Below are 17,225 nucleotides of genomic sequence, written 5' to 3' on the forward strand. Positions count from 1 at the left end.
TTTACAGAATCCGGGATTCGCCGCAGCAGGCATGGGCCGGCTGCGGCCGGAGACCGTCTTGCCCCACCTGATCGAAAGCTTTGCCGACATGGCGCCCTTCGTGGCCCTGCGGCGCGACCTGCATGCCCACCCCGAGCTGGGCTTCGAGGAACACCGCACCTCGGCCATCGTGGCCGAACGCCTGGCCGCCTGGGGCGTGGAGGTGCACACCGGCCTGGCCGGCACGGGCGTGGTGGGCGTGGTGCGCGGCAGGCATACGGACGCACGCCACGGCACGCGCACCATCGGCCTGCGCGCCGACCTGGATGCGCTGCCGCTGCAGGAAGAAAACCGGTTTGCCCACCGCTCGCAGCATGCAGGCCGCATGCATGCCTGCGGCCATGACGGCCACACCACCATGCTGCTGGCCGCGGCCTGGCATCTGGCGCGCACGCGCGACTTCGCGGGCACGGTGCACCTGATCTTTCAGCCGGCCGAAGAGATGGGCAAGGCCGGCGCACGCAGGATGATCGACGAAGGCCTGTTCGAGCGCTTCCCCTGCGATGCGGTCTTCGCACTGCACAACTTCGCGCTGGACCGCGTGGGCAGCTTCGCGCTCAACCCGGGCGCGCTCATGGCCTCCAGCAACACCTTCCGCATCGTGCTGCATGGGCAGGGCACGCATGCCTCGCTGCCGCACACGGGCATCGATCCGGTGGCCGCCACCATTGACCTGGCCCAGCAGCTGCAGACCCTGGTCGCGCGCCATGTGGATTCGCGCGAACGCGCGCTGCTGGCGGTGACGCAGATCCAGGGCTCGGACGCGCCCAACGTGATTCCCGACAGCGCCTGGGTGGGCGGCACGGTGCGCACCTTCTCCGTGGCGGCGCTGGACATCCTCGAAGCCGCCTTGCGCCGCCAGGCCGAGCACACGGCCCTGGCCCATGGCTGCAGGGCCGAGATCCATTTCCGCCGCGCCTCGCCGCCCCTGGTCAACCACGCGGCCGAGGCCGCCTTCGCCGCCGCCGTGATGCGCGAGATCGCGGGCGACGACGCCGTGGACACGCAGTTCCCCGGCGTGCTGGCGGCCGAGGACTTCGCCCACATGCTGCAGGCGCGGCCCGGCTGCTACGCCTTCATCGGCAACGGCCAGGGCGATCACCGACTGCCCGGCCATGGCGACGGCCCCTGCCTGATCCACAACCGCTCCTACGACTTCAACGACGACATCCTTGCCATCGGCGCCAGCTACTTCGTGCGGCTGGTGGAGCGGTGGCTTGCCGTCCCCCAGAAAACTTCCCCATGAAAACCTCTCATCCTTCTCCCGTCACCCGCCGCGTTCTGCTGGCAGCAGCCCTGGCCTTGGGACTGGCACCGGCCGTGCATGCCGAACGCGTGATCCGTATCGTCGTGCCCTTCGGCGCAGGCGCCACGCAGGACACGGTGGCACGCACCTTCAGCAATGAGCTGGGCCAGGCCCTGGGCGCCACCGTGGTGGTGGAAAACCGGGCGGGCGCGGGTGGCAGCGTGGGCACGGCCCAGGTGGCCAAGTCCGCACCGGACGGCAACACCCTGGTGCTGGCTGCGGCCAGCCACAACCTGGCCGGCCATCTGTATGCGAAGCTGCCCTATGACCCGCTCAAGGACTTCGTGGGCGTGTCCTTCCTGGGCCGCACGGGCTATGTGGTGGGCGTGCCGGCCGCCTCGGGCGTGCAGACCCTGGGCGAGCTGCTGCAGCGCGCCAGGGCCCAGCCCGGCCAGCTCAACTATGCGTCGGCCGGCAATGGCAGCGCCTCGCACCTGGCCTCGGCCTCGCTGGCCGCGCAGGCGGGCGTCAAGCTGCAGCACATCCCCATGAAATCCACGGGCGACGCCACGACCGAACTGCTGGCCGGCCGCGTGCAGCTGGTCACGGGCGCCACCATCGGCATGCTGGCCTTCCAGAAGGATCTACGCGTGAAGCTGCTGGCCTACTCGGGCCAGCAACGGTCGCGCTTCCTGCCCGATCTGCCCACGGTGGCCGAGTCCGGCGTGCCCGGCTATGCCTTCGACTCCTGGCTGGGCCTGCTGGCACCGGCCGGCACGCCGCCCGCCGAAGTGGAGCGCATCAACGCCGCCGTGCGCAAGGTGCTGGCCGAGCCCGTGGTCCAGGAGCGCCTGGCCCGCGTGGGCGTGGAAGCCGCCACCCTGCCGGCCGCCGAATTCCAGCGCCTGCTCAAGGACGACTGGGAAGCGTCCGGGCGCATCGTCAAGGCGGCCGACGTGCGCATCGAATAGTCACCCAGGCCGTCACAGCAGCTTGGTGCCCAGCGGCACCTCGCGGTCGGGCACGCACAGCGCCACCTCGCCGTTCTCGTTGTGGAATCCCGTGACCAGGCATTCCGAGCGCATGGGACCGATCTGCTTGCTGGGAAAGTTCAGCACGGCCACCACCTGGCGGCCGATCAGTTCCTCGGGCCGGTACAGCGCCGTGATCTGGGCGCTGGACTTGCGCACGCCCAGTTCGGGGCCGAAATCGACCTGCAGCACATAGGCGGGTCGGCGCGCCTCCTTGAACACCTGGGCGTCCACGATGCGGCCCACGCGCAACTCCACCTTGAGGAAGTCGTCAAAGCCAATGGTCTCGTGCAATGCGGATGAAGTAGTCATGCGGCCATGATGCCGCGCCGCCGGTGCCGGCTTTGTCGAGCAACGCTTGCAGTGCCAGGGCACACTGCCCGCCATGAAAAAGGCCGGCATCGCGTCCGATGCCGGCCTGGTGCGGGGCCCTCGACAGGCCCCGCAGCGGTTCGCGCCAGGATTACTTGGCGGCGACCACGCGCACCATTTCCAGGCACTTGTTCGAGTAGCCCCACTCGTTGTCGTACCAGGACACGACCTTCACGAAGGTCTTGTCCAGGGCGATGCCGGCTTCGGCATCGAACACCGAGGTGCAGGACTCGCCGCGGAAGTCCGTGGCCACGACCTTGTCTTCGGTGTAGCCCAGCACGCCCTTGAGCGCGCCTTGCGACTGGGCCTTCATTTCGGCGCAGATCTCTTCGTAGCTGGCTTCGCTGTTCAGCTCCACCGTCAGGTCCACCACCGACACGTCGGAGGTGGGCACGCGGAAGGACATGCCGGTCAGCTTCTTGTTGAGCTCGGGAATCACCACGCCCACGGCCTTGGCTGCGCCCGTGCTGGAGGGAATGATGTTTTCCAGGATGCCGCGGCCGCCGCGCCAGTCCTTGTTGCTGGGGCCGTCCACAGTCTTTTGCGTGGCGGTGGCAGCGTGCACGGTGGTCATCAGGCCGCGCTTGATGCCCCACTTGTCGTTGAGCACCTTGGCCACGGGAGCCAGGCAGTTGGTGGTGCAGGAGGCGTTGGAGATCACGTCCTGGCCGGCGTAGGTCTTGCAGTTCACGCCGAAGACGAACATCGGGGTGCTGTCCTTGGAAGGCGCGGACATGATGACCTTCTTGGCGCCGGCAGCCAGGTGCTTGCGTGCGGTCTCGTCGGTCAGGAACAGGCCGGTGGCCTCGATCACGATGTCGGCGCCGACTTCGTTCCACTTCAGGTTGGCGGGGTCGCGCTCCTGCGTCAGGCGGATGGTCTTGCCGTTGACGATCAGGTTGGAGCCCTCCACCGAGACCTCGCCCTTGAAGCGGCCGTGCACGCTGTCGTACTTGAGCATGTAGGCCAGGTAGTCGGGCTCGAGCAGGTCGTTGATGCCCACGACTTCGATGTCGCTGAAGTTCTGCACGGCAGCGCGGAACACCATGCGGCCGATGCGGCCGAAGCCGTTGATACCGATCTTGATCGTCATATTTGCCTCTTGGATTGACGGATTGCGAAAAACGGAAAAACTGAAACGGTGAGGGCCAGGCCGGGCCTGGCGGGCGGCAAAAAGGGGCCACAGGCCCCTTCTCGCAGCTTTACTTGCCGGCGCGCTGCAGCGCAGCCTGCACGGTGTCGGCCACGTTCTCGGCCGTGAAGCCGAAGTGCTTGAACAGCACGGGCGCTGGGGCCGATTCGCCGTAGGTGTCGATGCCGACGACGGCGGCGCAGCCGTACTTCCACCAGAAGTCGGTCACGCCCATTTCCACGGCGATGCGCGGCAGGTTGGCCGGCAGCACCTGGCTCTTGTACTTGGCGTCCTGCTTGTCGAAGGTGGTGGTGCTGGGCATGGAGACCACGCGCACGGCGACCTTGCGCTCGGCCAGCAGCTTCTGGGCTGCCAGGGCCAGCTGCACTTCGGAGCCGGTGGCGATGATGACGGCCTGGGCCTTCTTGTTCAGGCCGACGGCCTTGGGCTCGGACAGCACGTAGGCGCCGCAGGCGATGTCGTCCAGCGCGTCTTCGGTCTTGGCTGCGTAGGCCAGGTTCTGGCGCGACAGCAGCAGGGCCGTGGGCTTGTTCTTCTGGCTCAGGGCCACGGTCCAGGCGACGGCGGTTTCCGTGGTGTCGGCAGGGCGCCAGACATCCAGGCCCGGGATCAGGCGCAGCGAGGCGGCGTGCTCGATGGACTGGTGGGTGGGGCCGTCTTCGCCCAGGCCGATGGAGTCGTGCGTGAAGACGTGGACCACGCGCTGCTTCATCAGCGCGGCCATGCGGATGGCGTTGCGGCTGTAGTCGCTGAAGGTCAGGAAGGTGCCTGCGTAGGGGATGTAGCCGCCATGCAGGGCGATGCCGTTCATGATGGCGGCCATGCCGAACTCGCGCACACCGTAGTTGATGTGGCGGCCGATCTTGCCGTCTTCGGTCAGGACCACGGCACCCTTGTCGTCCACGCGCAGCGAAGGCGTGCTCTTGGTGTTGGTCAGGTTGGAGCCGGTCAGGTCAGCCGAGCCGCCCAGCAGTTCGGGCAGGGCTGCGGTCAGGCCTTCCAGGGCCAGCTGGCTGGCCTTGCGGCTGGCCACGGTGGCGCCTGCGTCATGCGCGTCGGAGGCGATCTGCGCGGCGATCTCGCCGAAGTTGGCAGGCAGGTCGCCGGCCATGCGGCGCGTGAAGTCGGCAGCCAGCTCGGGGAAGGCCTTGGCGTAGGCGGCGAACTTCTTGTTCCAGGCCGCTTCGGCCTTGGCGCCGGCGGCCTTGGCATCCCAGTCGCCGTAGACGCTGGCGGGGATGTCGAAGGGGCCGTGCTCCCAGCCCAGGGCCGCGCGGGTCAGCGCGATTTCCTCGGCGCCCAGGGGCTCGCCGTGGGCCTTGGCCGTGTCCTGGCGGTTGGGCGAGCCCTTGCCAATGCTGGTCTTGCAGCAGATCAGCGTGGGCTTGGAGCTGTTCTTCTTGGCAGCGGCGATGGCGGCATCGAGGGCCTGGACGTTGTGGCCGTCCACGTCGCGGATCACGTTCCAGCCATAGGCTTCGAAGCGGGCGGGCGTGTTGTCGATGAACCAGGGGGCGACCTTGCCGTCGATGGAGATGCCGTTGTCGTCGTACAGCGCCACCAGCTTGCCCAGCTTCCAGGCGCCGGCCAGGGCCGCGGCCTCGTGGCTGATGCCTTCCATCAGGCAGCCGTCACCCAGGAACACGTAGGTGTGGTGGTCGACGATGGCGTGGCCGGGACGGTTGAACTCGGCAGCCAGCAGCTTTTCGGCCAGCGCGAAGCCCACGGCATTGGTGATGCCCTGGCCCAGCGGGCCGGTGGTGGTTTCCACGCCGGGGGTGATGCCCACTTCGGGGTGGCCGGCCGTCTTGCTGTGCAGCTGGCGGAAGTTCTTGAGCTCGTCGATCGGCAGCGCGTAGCCCGTGAGGTGCAGCAGCGCGTAGATCAGCATGGAGCCGTGGCCGTTGGACAGGATGAAGCGGTCACGGTCAGCCCATTGCGGGTTGACGGGGTTGTGCTTGAGGTGACGGCTCCACAGTGCCACGGCCATGTCGGCCATGCCCATGGGGGCGCCGGGGTGGCCGGAGTTGGCTTGTTGAACGGCATCCATTGCGAGTGCGCGGATCGCATTCGCCATTTGTTGAGTGTTGGCCATCAGGGCGCTCCGTGAAGGAGGGGGTAATCAGAATAAGCCGGCCATTTTAAAGGACTGGGGTTTTCGGCTCCCGGGCGCGGGGCAATGGCCGCTGGCAATGGTCTACAGTTGCCCTCCATGACCGCCCAGCCCATCCCGCCGTTCCCCGCCGCCAAGGCGCTTTCCCTCACCGAACAGCCGCCTGCCATGCTGCTGGCCGCAGGCCGTGGCGAGCGCATGCGGCCGCTGACCGACACCACACCCAAGCCCCTGCTGCAGGTGCAGGGCCAGCCGCTGCTGCAGCACCACATGCAGGCGCTGGCCCGGGCGGGCGTGCGCCGCGCGGTGGTCAATACGGGCTGGCTGGGCGAGCAGATCCCCGCGCGCTTCGGCGCGCGCTTCGCGCCCGACACAGGTGGCGAGCCGCTGCAGTTGGCCTATTCCCCCGAGCCCGAGCAGGCGCTGGAGACCGCCGGCGGCATTGCGCGCGCGCTGCCGCTGCTGGGCGATGTGTTCTGGCTGGCGGCCGGCGACGTCTACGCGCCCGACTTCGATTTTCCGTTCGAGGCCGCCCGGGAATTCGCGGCCAGCGGCCGCCTGGCCCATCTGTGGCTGGTGCCCAACCCCGAGCACCATCGGCGTGGCGACTTCGGCGTGGACGAACTGGGCCTGGCCTGCGACTGGCCCGAGGGCGATGCCCGCCCGCGCCAGACCTACGGCACCATTGCGCTGCTGCGCGCCGAGCTGTTTGCCGCGCCCTGGTGCGATATCCCGCCCGGCAACCCCGAGGGATGGCGCGTGCCGCTGGTACTGCTGCTGCGCCGCGCCATGGCGGCCGGCCAGGTGGGGGCCAGCCTGTACACGGGCCGCTGGACCGACGTGGGCACGCCCGAGCGGCTGGAACGCCTCAACGCGCCGGGCTGATACACCGCGCGTAGGTGAGTGCGGCCTGGCGATCGGCGGCTTGGCGCCCTGCCCCCTGGACCTGCAGGCAGCGGCGGGCGCTTCGTGATAGCGTCGCCGGTTCGGCGCAGCGGCGCGCCAGAAAGCCTTTCGATGAGCGTGATCCAGTATGTGATGTTCCTGGCCCTGGTGGGCTTGGCGACGTTTTGCCAGAACCTGACGGGCTTTGCCTTCGGGCTGATCTTCGTGGGCGTGGCCGGTGCCACGCACCTGATGGGCATTGGCGATGCGGCCAACGTGGCCTGCCTGCTGTCCGTGGTCAACGGCGTGGCCTACCTGCGCGCCCACCGCCAGGTGCCGCAGTGGTCCCTGCTCAAGCCCATGCTGATCAGCAGCGTCATCGGCGTGATCGGCGGCGTGCTGCTGCTGCAGTGGCTCAGCGGCAATGCGCTGAGCGGGCTGCGCATGCTGCTGGGCCTGGCCATCGTGGCCTGCGCGCTGTTGCTGTTGCTGCAAAAGCAGGTCAACGCGCAGGTGTCGGGGCCGGTGTCGCTGTGGGTGGCCGGTGTGGCATCGGGGGTGCTGGGCGGGCTGTTTGCCACGCCGGGCCCGCCCATGGTCTACCACCTGTACCGCCAGCCGCTGGACCGCCTGGTGGTGCGCCAGTGCCTGTTTGCCATGTTCCTCACCTGCGCGCTGCTGCGCCTGGTGATGGTGGCCTGGGAGGGCGAGATCACCGCCAGCGTGCTGCTGGCGGCGGCCCTGGCCTTTCCCGTGGTGACGGTGGTGACCTGGCTGCACATGCGCCATCCGCCCGCCCTGCCCAAGCGGCTGGTCGAATGGATGGTCTGCCTGCTGCTGGTGCTGTCGGGCACCAGCCTGCTGGTGTCGGGCTGGAACGCCAGCCACCCCCAGCCCGTGGTGCCCGATGACGAGATGGCCATGGCCGTACCCCAGCGGTCCCAGGCTGCGGCCCCCGCGCCGCGCTGACAACAAAAAAGCCCACCGGGCGGACCGGCGGGCTTTCTTTGAAGGGGAAGGAACCGATCAGTTCACGACCTGCTGCAGCGAACCGGCAGCGTACTTGGCAGCCATCTGCTCCAGCGTGTAGCCCTTGATCTTGGCGCCCTGGCCTTCGCAGCCGAACTCGATGTAGCGGGCCTTGCAGATCTGCTTGGCGGCTTCGCGGGCAGGCTTGAGCCATTCGCGGGCGTCGAACTTCTCGGGGTTCTCGGCCAGGAACTTGCGCACGGCGCCGGTCATCGCCAGGCGGATGTCGGTGTCGATGTTGATCTTGCGCACGCCGTGCTTGATGGCTTCCTGGATTTCCTCGACGGGCACGCCGTAGGTTTCCTTCATGGCGCCGCCGTACTGGCGGATGATTTCCAGCAGTTCCTGGGGCACGGAGGAGGAGCCGTGCATGACCAGGTGGGTGTTGGGCAGGCGCGCGTGGATTTCCTTGACGCGCTGGATGGACAGGATGTCGCCCGTGGGCTTGCGCGTGAACTTGTAGGCGCCGTGGCTGGTGCCGATGGCAATGGCCAGCGCGTCCAGCTGCGTGGCCTTGACGAACTGGGCCGCTTCCTCGGGGTCGGTCAGCAGGGCCGAGTGGTCGAGCACGCCTTCGGCGCCCACGCCGTCTTCCTCGCCGGCCATGCCGGTTTCCAGCGAGCCCAGGCAGCCGAGCTCACCTTCGACGGTGGCGCCCAGCCTGTGGGCCATTTCCACGACCTTGCGGGTCACGTCCACGTTGTATTCGAAGGAGGAAGGCGTCTTGCCGTCTTCCATCAGCGAGCCGTCCATCATCACCGAGCCGAAGCCCAGGTTCAGCGCGCCCTGGCAGATGGCAGGCGAGGTGCCGTGGTCCTGGTGCATGACCAGGGGGATGTGGGGATACTGCTCGGCAGCGGCCTGGATCAGGTGCTTGATGAAGGGCTCGCCAGCGTACTTGCGGGCGCCTGCGCTGGCCTGCAGGATGACGGGCGCGCCCACTTCGTCGGCGGCCGACATCACGGCTTGCACCTGCTCCAGGTTGTTGACGTTGAAGGCGGGAAGACCGTAGCCGTTTTCGGCAGCGTGGTCCAGCAGTTCGCGCATCGAAACGAGAGGCATGTGTAGGGTCCGTATCAAGTTGTTGAGAGGGGGATGCCCCTGCCGCATGGCAGCCGCCGCTGCGTCATGGGTGCGCTGCGGGGCCACGGCCGGGGGATCGCGGCAGTAACCGCTTGGTAACTGGCGATTTTAACCAGCTGCCGCCAACCCTGTCCCGGGCATTCCCATGCGGTAGCAGGTCGTGAAGCCTTCGGGCGGCGCGGCCTCGCCAAAGCTTCCCTGGTGGGCGCGCAGCACGCGCGCCACGATCTCGTGGCCCAGGTGCAGGCTGTCCACGGGCGCTGCCGCGCGCTCTGCGCCATCGCGGCGGCCGTCGTCGCAGACCTGCAGCCAGACCTCGCCATCCGGCCCCCGCCCGGCCTGGACTTCGATCTGCGTGCCGTGCGGCGTGTGCTTGAGGGCGTTTTCCACCAGGTTGCGCAGCGCCAGCTCCAGCAGCACGGCATTGCCCATCACGCCCAGTGCCTCAGGCGCCTGCACGGACAGGCTGCAGTCGCGCTGCCAGGCCGCCTGCGCATGGGCGGCCCCCACCTGCCGGGCCAGCGCGGCCAGGTCCACGGGCACGGGCGGCTCGGCCAGCATGGCGCGGCCTGCGCGCGCCAGTGCCAGCAGCTGGCTGAGCACATGGCCGGCATGCAGCGCGTCCTGGCCTATCTGCGCCAGCGCCTGGCGCTGGGCCGGTGCGTCCATGGCACCGGCCGGCGCATCGCCCAGGGCCCGCGCCTGCAAGGCGATGGAGGCCAGCGGAGTGCGCAGTTCATGGGCCACTTCGTTGGCCAGGCTGCGCTCGCGCTCCAGCGCCTCCTGCTGGCGGTCCAGCAAGGTGTTGATGGAGTTCACCACGGGCATGAATTCCCGCAGCGCGTGGCGGTGCGAGACGCGCTCGGCCTGGGCCAGGTCCAGGCGCTCCACCTCGCGCGAGAGTTCGTTGAGCGGCCGCATGCCCCGGCGAATCGCCAGCCCCAGCGCCAGCGCCACCACGGGCAGCAGCCACAGGCCGGGCTCGACCATCTGGCCCGCAATGTCGTCGGCCAGTTCGTCGCGCTCCTGCAGCTCGATCATCACGCTGACCTTGCGCGCATGGTCGCGGCTCCATTGGGTGAAGCTGCGCCAGGCCCGATGCTCGGGACCCAGGCGCAGGGTGGCAAAGCCCTGCTCGGTGTCGAAGGCGGGTTCGGGGGCATCGCCCGTGCGCGAGATGAGCCGGCCCGAGCCATCCCACAGGGCCACGCTCAGCGACTGCTGGTAGTCGTGGGCCATGAGGCCGGGGGGCTCATGCACGGGCGTGGCTGCTCCCTGGCCTACGGCGCCTGCGACTTCCAGGTTGAGCACCAGCGCAGCCACGCCGGCCAGGTGGCCGTCGGTCAGCTCGTCGGCCTCGTGCACGCCGGTCTGGTAGCCCAGTGCCACGAAGCTGGCCCAGACCACGACCAGCGCGCCCAGCATCCAGGCCATCAGATGCCAGATCAGCGATGGGCGGCGGTCCGGCGCGGTGCTCATGTGTTCTCCACGGGCAGGAAGTAGCCCACGCCACGCATGGTGACGATGCTGGCATTGCCCAGCTTCTTGCGCAGGTGGTGGATGTGGACTTCGACGGCATTGCTTTCCACGGCCGTGCCCCAGCTGTAGAGGTGCTCTTCGATCTGCTGGCGCGAGAGCACGCGCCCGCGCGCCTGCAGCAGCACCCAGAGTACGGAGAACTCGCGCGGCGACATCTCCACCAGCTTTCCGTCGCGGCGCACGGTGCGCGCGGCCGGGTCGACCTCCAGCTCGCCATGGCGGATCACGGGTGCCGCCTGCCCGCCTGCGCGGCGCAGCATGGCGCGCAGCCGCGCCTCCAGCTCGTCGATGTCGAAGGGCTTGACCAGGTAGTCGTCGGCACCCAGGTCCAGCCCGGCGATGCGCTCGCGCACCTGGTCGCGCGCGGTCAGGATGAGCACGGGCGTGTTGGGGTCCGGCAGGGCCTGGCTGTCGCCACCCGGGCGGCGCGGGCCCCGCAGGCGGCGCAGGATTTCGCTGCCGTCGCCATCGGGCAGGCCCAGGTCCAGCAGCACGGCGTCGAAGCGCTCCATCTCCAGCGCATGCCAAGCCTCGGCCACGGTGGTGCAGACATCGACCGCATAGCGGCGCTGTTGCAGATTGGCCTGCAGGCCTGCGGCAATGCCCGCGTTGTCTTCGACGACCAGTATTCGCATGCGCGCATTGTGCAATGCCCGCTGCCCGCTGCCGGCTGCGGCGCCAGACGATGGCCGCACGCCGGGGCATGCGTTAAGACGGGTTTAAGCCGCGCTTCTCATGCTGCCGGCCATGCCGACACCTGAACCCCGAGATTTCTCCGCAGCCCCCGCGCAGGGCCCCTCCTTCAAACGCACCCTGCTGTGGACCCTGGCGGCCCTGGTCGTGGTCCTGGCCTGGGATGCCAGCGCCCTGGACCTGGCCATGGCCCGCTGGTTTGGCGACGCCGATGGCTTTGCGCTGCGTTCGGACTGGTTCTTCGTGAACATCGCCCACGAAGGCGTACGCCGCCTGGCCTGGCTGGTGGTGCTGGGCCTGACGCTGTGCGTCTGGCGGCCCGTGGGCCCGCTGCGCCTGCTGCCTCATGGGCGGCGCGTGCAGCTGGTGGCGGGCATCTTGCTGTCGCTGGCCCTGATCTCGCTGCTCAAGTACACCAGCGCGACCAGCTGCCCCTGGGACCTGGCCGAGTTCGGCGGCGTGGCGCGCCATGTCTCGCACTGGTCGCTGGGCCTGGCCGATGGCGGGCCAGGGCGCTGCTTTCCCGCAGGCCATGCCTCGGCAGGCTTTGCCTTTTTGGCCGGCTATTTCGCGCTGCGCCGCCATGCACCGCGCGCAGCCTGGATCTGGCTGGCCGTCTCGCTGGCCGCGGGGCTGTCGATGGGCCTGGCCCAACAGATGCGCGGCGCCCATTTCATGAGCCACACGCTGTGGACCGGCTGGCTGTGCTGGACGGCTGGCTGGCTCTTCGACCTGGCGGTCACGCGTGCGCTGCGCACCCGGGAAAGCGCGCCCGACTCCCTGTGGCCCGCCGCCAGTCTTCCGCCTTCCACTCCCTGATCGAGCGTTGCCATGCTGCCCCTGGACCCCGCCCTGTTCACGCTGCTGAACGCCAACGCGCAAACGCCCGCCATCTCGATCGAGGCGGCGCGCGCCATCTCCTCCTGGCTTCCCTCGCTGTGCGCCCTTCCCGTGATGGCCGGGCTGCTGCGCGGCTCGCCCGCCCTGCGCCGCACCCTGGTGCTGGCCCTGCTGTCCATGCTGGCCGCCTGGGCCGTGGCGCGGCTGATCCGCTGGGGCTTCCCGGCGCCGCGTCCTGCCCAGCTGGGCATGGGCGTGCAATGGGTGGAACACGCGCTGCGGTCCAGCTTTCCGAGCATGCACGCCACGGGCGCCTTTGCCCTGGCCCAGGCGCTGACCCTGGGCTGCACGCGCCACCGCCGCTGGGTCATGGTGTCAGCCTGGTCGCTGGCCCTGGGCATGGCCTGGAGCCGCGTGCACCTGGGCGTGCACTTCCCGTCCGATGTGGTCGGCGGCGCCATCGTGGGCATCTGCAGCGCCACCCTGGTCTGGCATGCCGCGCTGTGGCGCCGCCGTGCAGGCGGGCCGCTGCTGGCACGCCTGGGCTCAGGCACGCTCTGAAACAAAGAACCCGGGAAGGCCTGTGGGCCTGTCCCGGGTGGGTTCAATCACTGACGCGCAGCGGATGCGTGCGCATCAGTTCACGCGACATATCTTGAGCATGTTCGTGCCACCGGGCTGGCCCATGGGCTCGCCGCAGGTGATGGCATAGACATCGCCGCTTTGCACGATGTTGCGCGCGCGCAGATGGCCTTCGGCCTGGTCCAGCGCGGTGTCGCGGTCGGCGCTGGTGTCCATGAGCAGGGGGCGCACGTTGCGGTACATGGCCATCTTGCGCTGCGTGGAGATCTTGGGCGTGAGCGCGTAGATGGGGATGTGGATGCGGTGGCGGCTCATCCACAGCGCGGTGGAGCCGCTGTCCGTCATGGCGACGATGGCCTTGGCACCCAGGTGGTGGGCCGTGAACAGCGCGCCGATGGCGATCGACTGGTCGATGCGCGAGAACTGGCGGCCGGTGAACTCGGCATCGCTGTCCGGGTCTTCGGCGGCTTCTGCAGCGGCGCAGATCTTGGCCATTTCCTGCACGGTCTCCAGCGGGTACTTGCCGGCGGCGGTCTCGGCGCTGAGCATGACGGCGTCCGTGCCGTCCAGCACGGCGTTGGCCACGTCGCTGACCTCGGCGCGCGTGGGCACGGGGTTGGTGATCATGCTCTCCATCATCTGCGTGGCGGTGATCACGAACTTGTCCATGTCGCGCGCCATGCGGATCATCTTCTTTTGCAGCGCGGGCACGGCCGCGTTGCCCACTTCCACGGCCAGGTCGCCACGGGCGACCATGATGCCGTCGGAGACATGCAGGATCTCTTCCAGGCGCGGAATGGCCTCGGCGCGCTCGATCTTGGCGATCAGGCCGGGCTTGTGGCCGTACTGGGCCGCAGCCACGTTGCACAGCTGGCGCGCCATCTCCATGTCGGTGGCGTTCTTGGGAAAGCTCACGGCCACGTAGTCGGCCTGGAAGCTCATGGCGGTCTTGATGTCCTCCATGTCCTTGGCCGTCAGCGCCGGGGCCGTCAGGCCGCCGCCCTGCTTGTTGATGCCCTTGTTGTTGGACAGCTCGCCACCCAGCTTGACGGTGGTGTGCACCTCGTCACCGCGCACATGGTCCACGGTGAGCACGATCAGGCCGTCGTTGAGCAGCAGCACATCGCCGGGCTTCACGTCGCGCGGCAGCTCCTTGTAGTCAAGGCCCACGCCGCCCAGGTCGCCGGGCGCTGTGCGCGATGCGTCGAGCACGAAGCGCGCGCCGGGCTCCAGCATGACCTTGCCTTCGGCGAACTTGCCGACGCGGATCTTGGGGCCCTGCAGGTCGGCCATGATGGCCACCTCGCGGCCTGCGCGCTGGGCCGCCTCGCGCACCATGGTGGCGCGGTCGATGTGGTCCTGCGCCTTGCCGTGGCTGAAATTCAGGCGCACCACGTTGACGCCTTCACGCACCATCTGTTCCAGCAGTTGCGGGTCGCTGGAAGCGGGGCCCAGGGTGGCGACGATCTTGGTGGCACGGCGGACTTGCATGGAATGTCTCTCGCTCAGGGTTTGTAATCGGGTTTCAATTCTCACACGAATGCGGTTACATGAAGGCAACATTCCGGCATGTGGCCAGGGGCTGAAAGCCAGGCCCCAGGCACCCAGCAGATCGCGCAGGCGCGGCACGCAGCGCATCGCAAAGCACCGTGGCGCCTGGCCTTTGCCGCTATGGGTTTTGATGCTGCAGCGCAGCATCGCCGGCGCAGGCACGCCGCCATGCCTGCCGCCTGTGAAAGCAGTTTTGCCCGGGACGTTCGCAATGCCTGCCGCCCGCGTGTCGAACCCGCGACAGCCTCGCGCCCCTCCTGGCGTTTGAATGCCCTGCGCGCCTTGTTCGACAAACCAACGACAGGAGACAGACATGGGACATGCTCACGACCATGGACACACGCACGACGACGCCCCGCTGATGGAGGATCTGCTCAGGAACGCCCCCAGCAACTGGGGCCGCTGGGGACCCGACGACGAGGTCGGGGCGCTGAACTTCCTCACGCCCGCCGAGGTGCTGCGCGGCGTGTCCCACATCCGCTCGGGCGAGACGTTCACGCTGCAGCGCCTGATCGGCGACCCGCGCGGCGATCCGGTCTGGCCGGGCCGCACACCGGCCGAGCGCACCATGGTGTTTGACGAGTCCAGCTGGGACGGCCCCGATGCACCCCGGTTCCCCGGCGGCCTGCACTATGCCGATGACAAGCTGGACGCCTTCCTGCAGGGATCGACCCAGTACGACGCGCTGGGCCATGTCTGGTATGGCGGGCGCATCTGGAATGGCTATGACGCACGCACCACCATCGGCGGGCTGGACAAGGCCAGCGTGGAGGCGCTGGGCGCGCGCGGCATCGTGGGGCGCGGCGTGCTGCTGGACATGGCGCGCCACCGCGGCAAAGTGGCGCTGGAGCGTGCCGAGACCTTTACGCACGAAGACCTGATGGCCTGCGCCAAGGCCCAGGGACACACCATAGAAAAGCACGACATCCTGATCGTGCGCACCAATTTCCTGTCGGGCTTCTACGAAGACCAGGCGAGCTTCTACAACGACTTCTGCGAGCCCGGCCTGACCTACTCGCCCGAACTCGTGGACTGGTTCCATGCGATGGAGATCCCCAACCTGGTCACCGACACCATCGCCAACGAAGTCACCATGGACCCCGTGCACGGCGTGGCCCTGCCGCTGCACTGCGCGCTGATGCGCAACCTGGGCGTGACGCTGACCGAGATCTGCGACCTGGAGGCCCTGGCCGACAGCTGCGCGCGCGACGGCCGCTACACCTTTCTGTACGTGGCCGCGCCGCTGAAGATCCACCGCGCCACGGGCTCGCCCGTCAATCCCGTGGTGATCAAATGAGCGCGGCCCCATCGCACGACAGGCCCTGGCTGGGCCTTTACGCGCCGGGCCAGCCGGCCGAGATGCGGCCGCAGTTCAGCAGCATGCTCGACCTGTTCGAAGCCTCGCTGGCTGCGGCACCCGGCTGCGCCATCGTGCGCTACTTCGACGGCGGGTTGAACCTGCGCGAACTCGACCAGGCCGCCAGCGCGCTGGCCCATGCGCTGCAGGCGCGGGGCTTTGCGGCCGGCGACCGGCTGGCCCTCTATACGCAGAACAATCCGGCCTTCGTCATCGGCCTGGTGGCGGCCTGGAAGCTGGGCGGTATCGCCGTGCCGGTCAACCCCATGAACCGGCAGCGCGAGCTGCACTACATCCTGCACAACGCGGGCGCCCAGGTCCTGCTGTGCCTGGACCAGCTGTACCTGGACGTGGCCCGCGAAGTGCATGCGGCCGGCGGCCTGCCGCTGGCCACCGTGGTCACCACATCGGCGCTGGACTGGCAGACGCGCGGCGATGCGCGCGTGCTCGGCGACGGTCCGCGCCTGCCCGTGGCCGATGGCACGCTGGACCTGCTTGCGCTGGTGCAGGCCGGCGGCCAGCCAGCGCCGCTGGCGCGCCGGCCCACGGCAGGCGATACGGCCGTGATCACCTACACATCGGGCACCACGGGCCAGCCCAAGGGTGCCATGAACACGCATGGCAACCTGGCCTTCAACGCCCAGACCTACCGCGACTGGATAGGCATCACGGCGGACGACAGCGTGCTGGGCCTGGCGCCGCTGTTCCACATCACCGGCCTGGTCGGCCATGTGGCCCTGGCCCTGCTGGTGCCCTGCCCGCTGGTGCTCAGCCACCGCTTCCATCCCGAGACCATGCTCGAATCCATGCGCGAGCACCGACCCAGCTTCACCATCGGCGCCATCACCGCCTTCGTGGCGCTGATGAACCACCCGGGCGTCTCGCGCGAGGATTTCCGCAGCTTCAAGGCCTTGTACTCGGGCGGCGCGCCCATTGCGCCGGCCGTGATCCAGGCCTTCGAGCAGCTGTCGGGCCTGGTCATCCACAACGCCTTCGGCATGACCGAGACCTGCTCGCCCACGCACTTCGTTCCGCTGGGCGCGCGGGCGCCGGTGGACCCGGCATCGGGTGCGCTGTCCATCGGCGTGCCGGTCTATGGCACGGTGGTGCGCATCATCGACGACCAGCACCGCGAGGCCGCGCCGGGCGAGATCGGCGAGATCGTCTCGGCCGGCCCGCAGATCATGTCCGGCTACTGGAACCTGCCCGAAGCCACGGCCGACGCCATGTTCGAGGGCGGGCTGCGCACGGGCGACGTGGGCTTCATGGACGAGCGCGGCTGGTTCTACCTGGTGGACCGCAAGAAGGACATGATCAACGCCGCCGGCTACAAGGTCTGGCCGCGCGAGGTCGAGGACGTGCTCTACACCCACCCCGCCGTGCGCGAGGCCGCCGTCATCGGCGTGCCAGACGACTACCGGGGCGAGACCGTCAAGGCCGTGGTCTCGCTGAAAGCGGGCCGGCAGGCCGCGCCCGAGGAACTCATCGCCCATTGCAAGGCACACATGGCTGCCTACAAGGTGCCGCGCATCGTCGAGCTGCGCGAGGAACTGCCCAAGACCGTGACCGGAAAGATTCTGCGCAGGCAGCTGCGCTGAGTCCTCCTGCATCACTCTGCAGAATCAGACGGGGCCGCATTGACCCGGCAGGCGGCCCCTCCCTAGCATCGCCCGTTCATATCTGCGGCCCCCCAGGGTTCGCAGGCAGCAGCC

The 17,225-nt window shown here is 68.7% G+C and carries 15 protein-coding genes; 8 read left to right on the forward strand and 7 right to left on the reverse strand.

Going from position 1 to position 17,225, the window contains the following annotated elements; genetic code table 11:
- Positions 1 to 31: 31 nt before the first annotated feature.
- Together DA1_RS14560 and DA1_RS14565 are read left to right on the forward strand one after the other, a co-directional pair.
- On the forward strand, positions 32 to 1,285 hold the full coding sequence (locus tag DA1_RS14560) for a M20 aminoacylase family protein (protein WP_034389864.1): 1,254 nt from the start codon (positions 32 to 34) through the stop codon (positions 1,283 to 1,285).
- Positions 1,282 to 2,256, forward strand: a complete 975-nt coding sequence (locus tag DA1_RS14565; RefSeq protein ID WP_034389863.1) for a tripartite tricarboxylate transporter substrate binding protein — start codon at positions 1,282 to 1,284, stop codon at positions 2,254 to 2,256. The genes DA1_RS14560 and DA1_RS14565 overlap by 4 nt, the downstream gene beginning before the upstream one ends.
- 12 nt (positions 2,257 to 2,268) lie before the next feature.
- Here the strand turns inward: DA1_RS14565 and DA1_RS14570 are convergent, their stop codons facing one another.
- The 3 genes from DA1_RS14570 to tkt form a co-directional block, all read right to left on the reverse strand.
- Complete coding sequence (locus DA1_RS14570; RefSeq protein WP_034398084.1) at positions 2,269 to 2,628, reverse strand: tRNA-binding protein; 360 nt, start codon at positions 2,626 to 2,628, stop codon at positions 2,269 to 2,271.
- Positions 2,629 to 2,779: 151 nt separating this feature from the next.
- Positions 2,780 to 3,781, reverse strand: a complete 1,002-nt coding sequence (gap, locus tag DA1_RS14575; RefSeq protein ID WP_012202871.1) for a type I glyceraldehyde-3-phosphate dehydrogenase — start codon at positions 3,779 to 3,781, stop codon at positions 2,780 to 2,782.
- Positions 3,782 to 3,890: 109 nt separating this feature from the next.
- Entirely contained in the window at positions 3,891 to 5,936 is a 2,046-nt protein-coding gene (gene tkt / locus DA1_RS14580) for a transketolase (RefSeq protein ID WP_012202870.1), read from the reverse strand.
- A 117-nt stretch (positions 5,937 to 6,053) separates the two neighbouring features.
- Here tkt and DA1_RS14585 point away from each other — a divergent pair, with 117 nt between their 5' ends.
- On the forward strand, positions 6,054 to 6,839 hold the full coding sequence (locus DA1_RS14585; RefSeq protein ID WP_034389861.1) for a nucleotidyltransferase family protein: 786 nt from the start codon (positions 6,054 to 6,056) through the stop codon (positions 6,837 to 6,839).
- A 132-nt stretch (positions 6,840 to 6,971) separates the two neighbouring features.
- A complete protein-coding gene (locus DA1_RS14590) occupies positions 6,972 to 7,808 on the forward strand; it encodes a sulfite exporter TauE/SafE family protein (protein WP_034389859.1) in 837 nt (278 codons plus the stop codon).
- Between the two features lie 57 nt (positions 7,809 to 7,865).
- On the opposite strand, the gene fba is transcribed toward DA1_RS14590, so the two are convergent.
- The 3 genes from fba to DA1_RS14605 form a co-directional block, all read right to left on the reverse strand.
- A complete protein-coding gene (gene fba / locus DA1_RS14595; protein ID WP_034389857.1) occupies positions 7,866 to 8,930 on the reverse strand; it encodes a class II fructose-bisphosphate aldolase in 1,065 nt (354 codons plus the stop codon).
- A gap of 129 nt (positions 8,931 to 9,059) precedes the next feature.
- Positions 9,060 to 10,430, reverse strand: a complete 1,371-nt coding sequence (locus DA1_RS14600; protein ID WP_034389855.1) for a sensor histidine kinase — start codon at positions 10,428 to 10,430, stop codon at positions 9,060 to 9,062.
- The gene (locus DA1_RS14605; RefSeq protein ID WP_013804530.1) at positions 10,427 to 11,125 is read right to left on the reverse strand and encodes a response regulator transcription factor; all 699 of its coding nucleotides are present in this window, start codon (positions 11,123 to 11,125) and stop codon (positions 10,427 to 10,429) included. The genes DA1_RS14600 and DA1_RS14605 overlap by 4 nt, the downstream gene beginning before the upstream one ends.
- Before the next feature lie 100 nt (positions 11,126 to 11,225).
- On the opposite strand from DA1_RS14605, the gene DA1_RS14610 reads away from it, so the two are divergent.
- Both DA1_RS14610 and DA1_RS14615 read left to right on the forward strand, forming a co-directional pair.
- On the forward strand, positions 11,226 to 12,002 hold the full coding sequence (locus DA1_RS14610; protein WP_034389853.1) for a phosphatase PAP2 family protein: 777 nt from the start codon (positions 11,226 to 11,228) through the stop codon (positions 12,000 to 12,002).
- A 12-nt stretch (positions 12,003 to 12,014) separates the two neighbouring features.
- Entirely contained in the window at positions 12,015 to 12,584 is a 570-nt protein-coding gene (locus DA1_RS14615) for a phosphatase PAP2 family protein (RefSeq protein ID WP_034389851.1), read from the forward strand.
- A 75-nt stretch (positions 12,585 to 12,659) separates the two neighbouring features.
- Here the strand turns inward: DA1_RS14615 and pyk are convergent, their stop codons facing one another.
- Positions 12,660 to 14,096, reverse strand: coding sequence for a pyruvate kinase (gene pyk / locus DA1_RS14620; RefSeq protein WP_012202862.1), 1,437 nt, complete (start codon positions 14,094 to 14,096; stop codon positions 12,660 to 12,662).
- A 373-nt stretch (positions 14,097 to 14,469) separates the two neighbouring features.
- Between pyk and DA1_RS14625 the strand changes: the two genes are divergently transcribed.
- Together DA1_RS14625 and DA1_RS14630 are read left to right on the forward strand one after the other, a co-directional pair.
- A complete protein-coding gene (locus DA1_RS14625) occupies positions 14,470 to 15,453 on the forward strand; it encodes a cyclase family protein (RefSeq protein WP_051940496.1) in 984 nt (327 codons plus the stop codon).
- Positions 15,450 to 17,111 carry an AMP-binding protein gene (locus DA1_RS14630; protein ID WP_034389850.1) on the forward strand — a complete coding sequence of 554 codons (1,662 nt, stop codon included), beginning with the start codon at positions 15,450 to 15,452 and terminating at the stop codon, positions 17,109 to 17,111. Before DA1_RS14625 ends, DA1_RS14630 begins: the two co-directional genes overlap by 4 nt.
- The last annotated feature ends 114 nt before the right edge of the window (positions 17,112 to 17,225 follow it).

The sequence above is a fragment of the Delftia acidovorans NBRC 14950 genome (assembly GCF_001598795.1).
GTDB lineage: Bacteria > Pseudomonadota > Gammaproteobacteria > Burkholderiales > Burkholderiaceae_C > Comamonas > Comamonas acidovorans.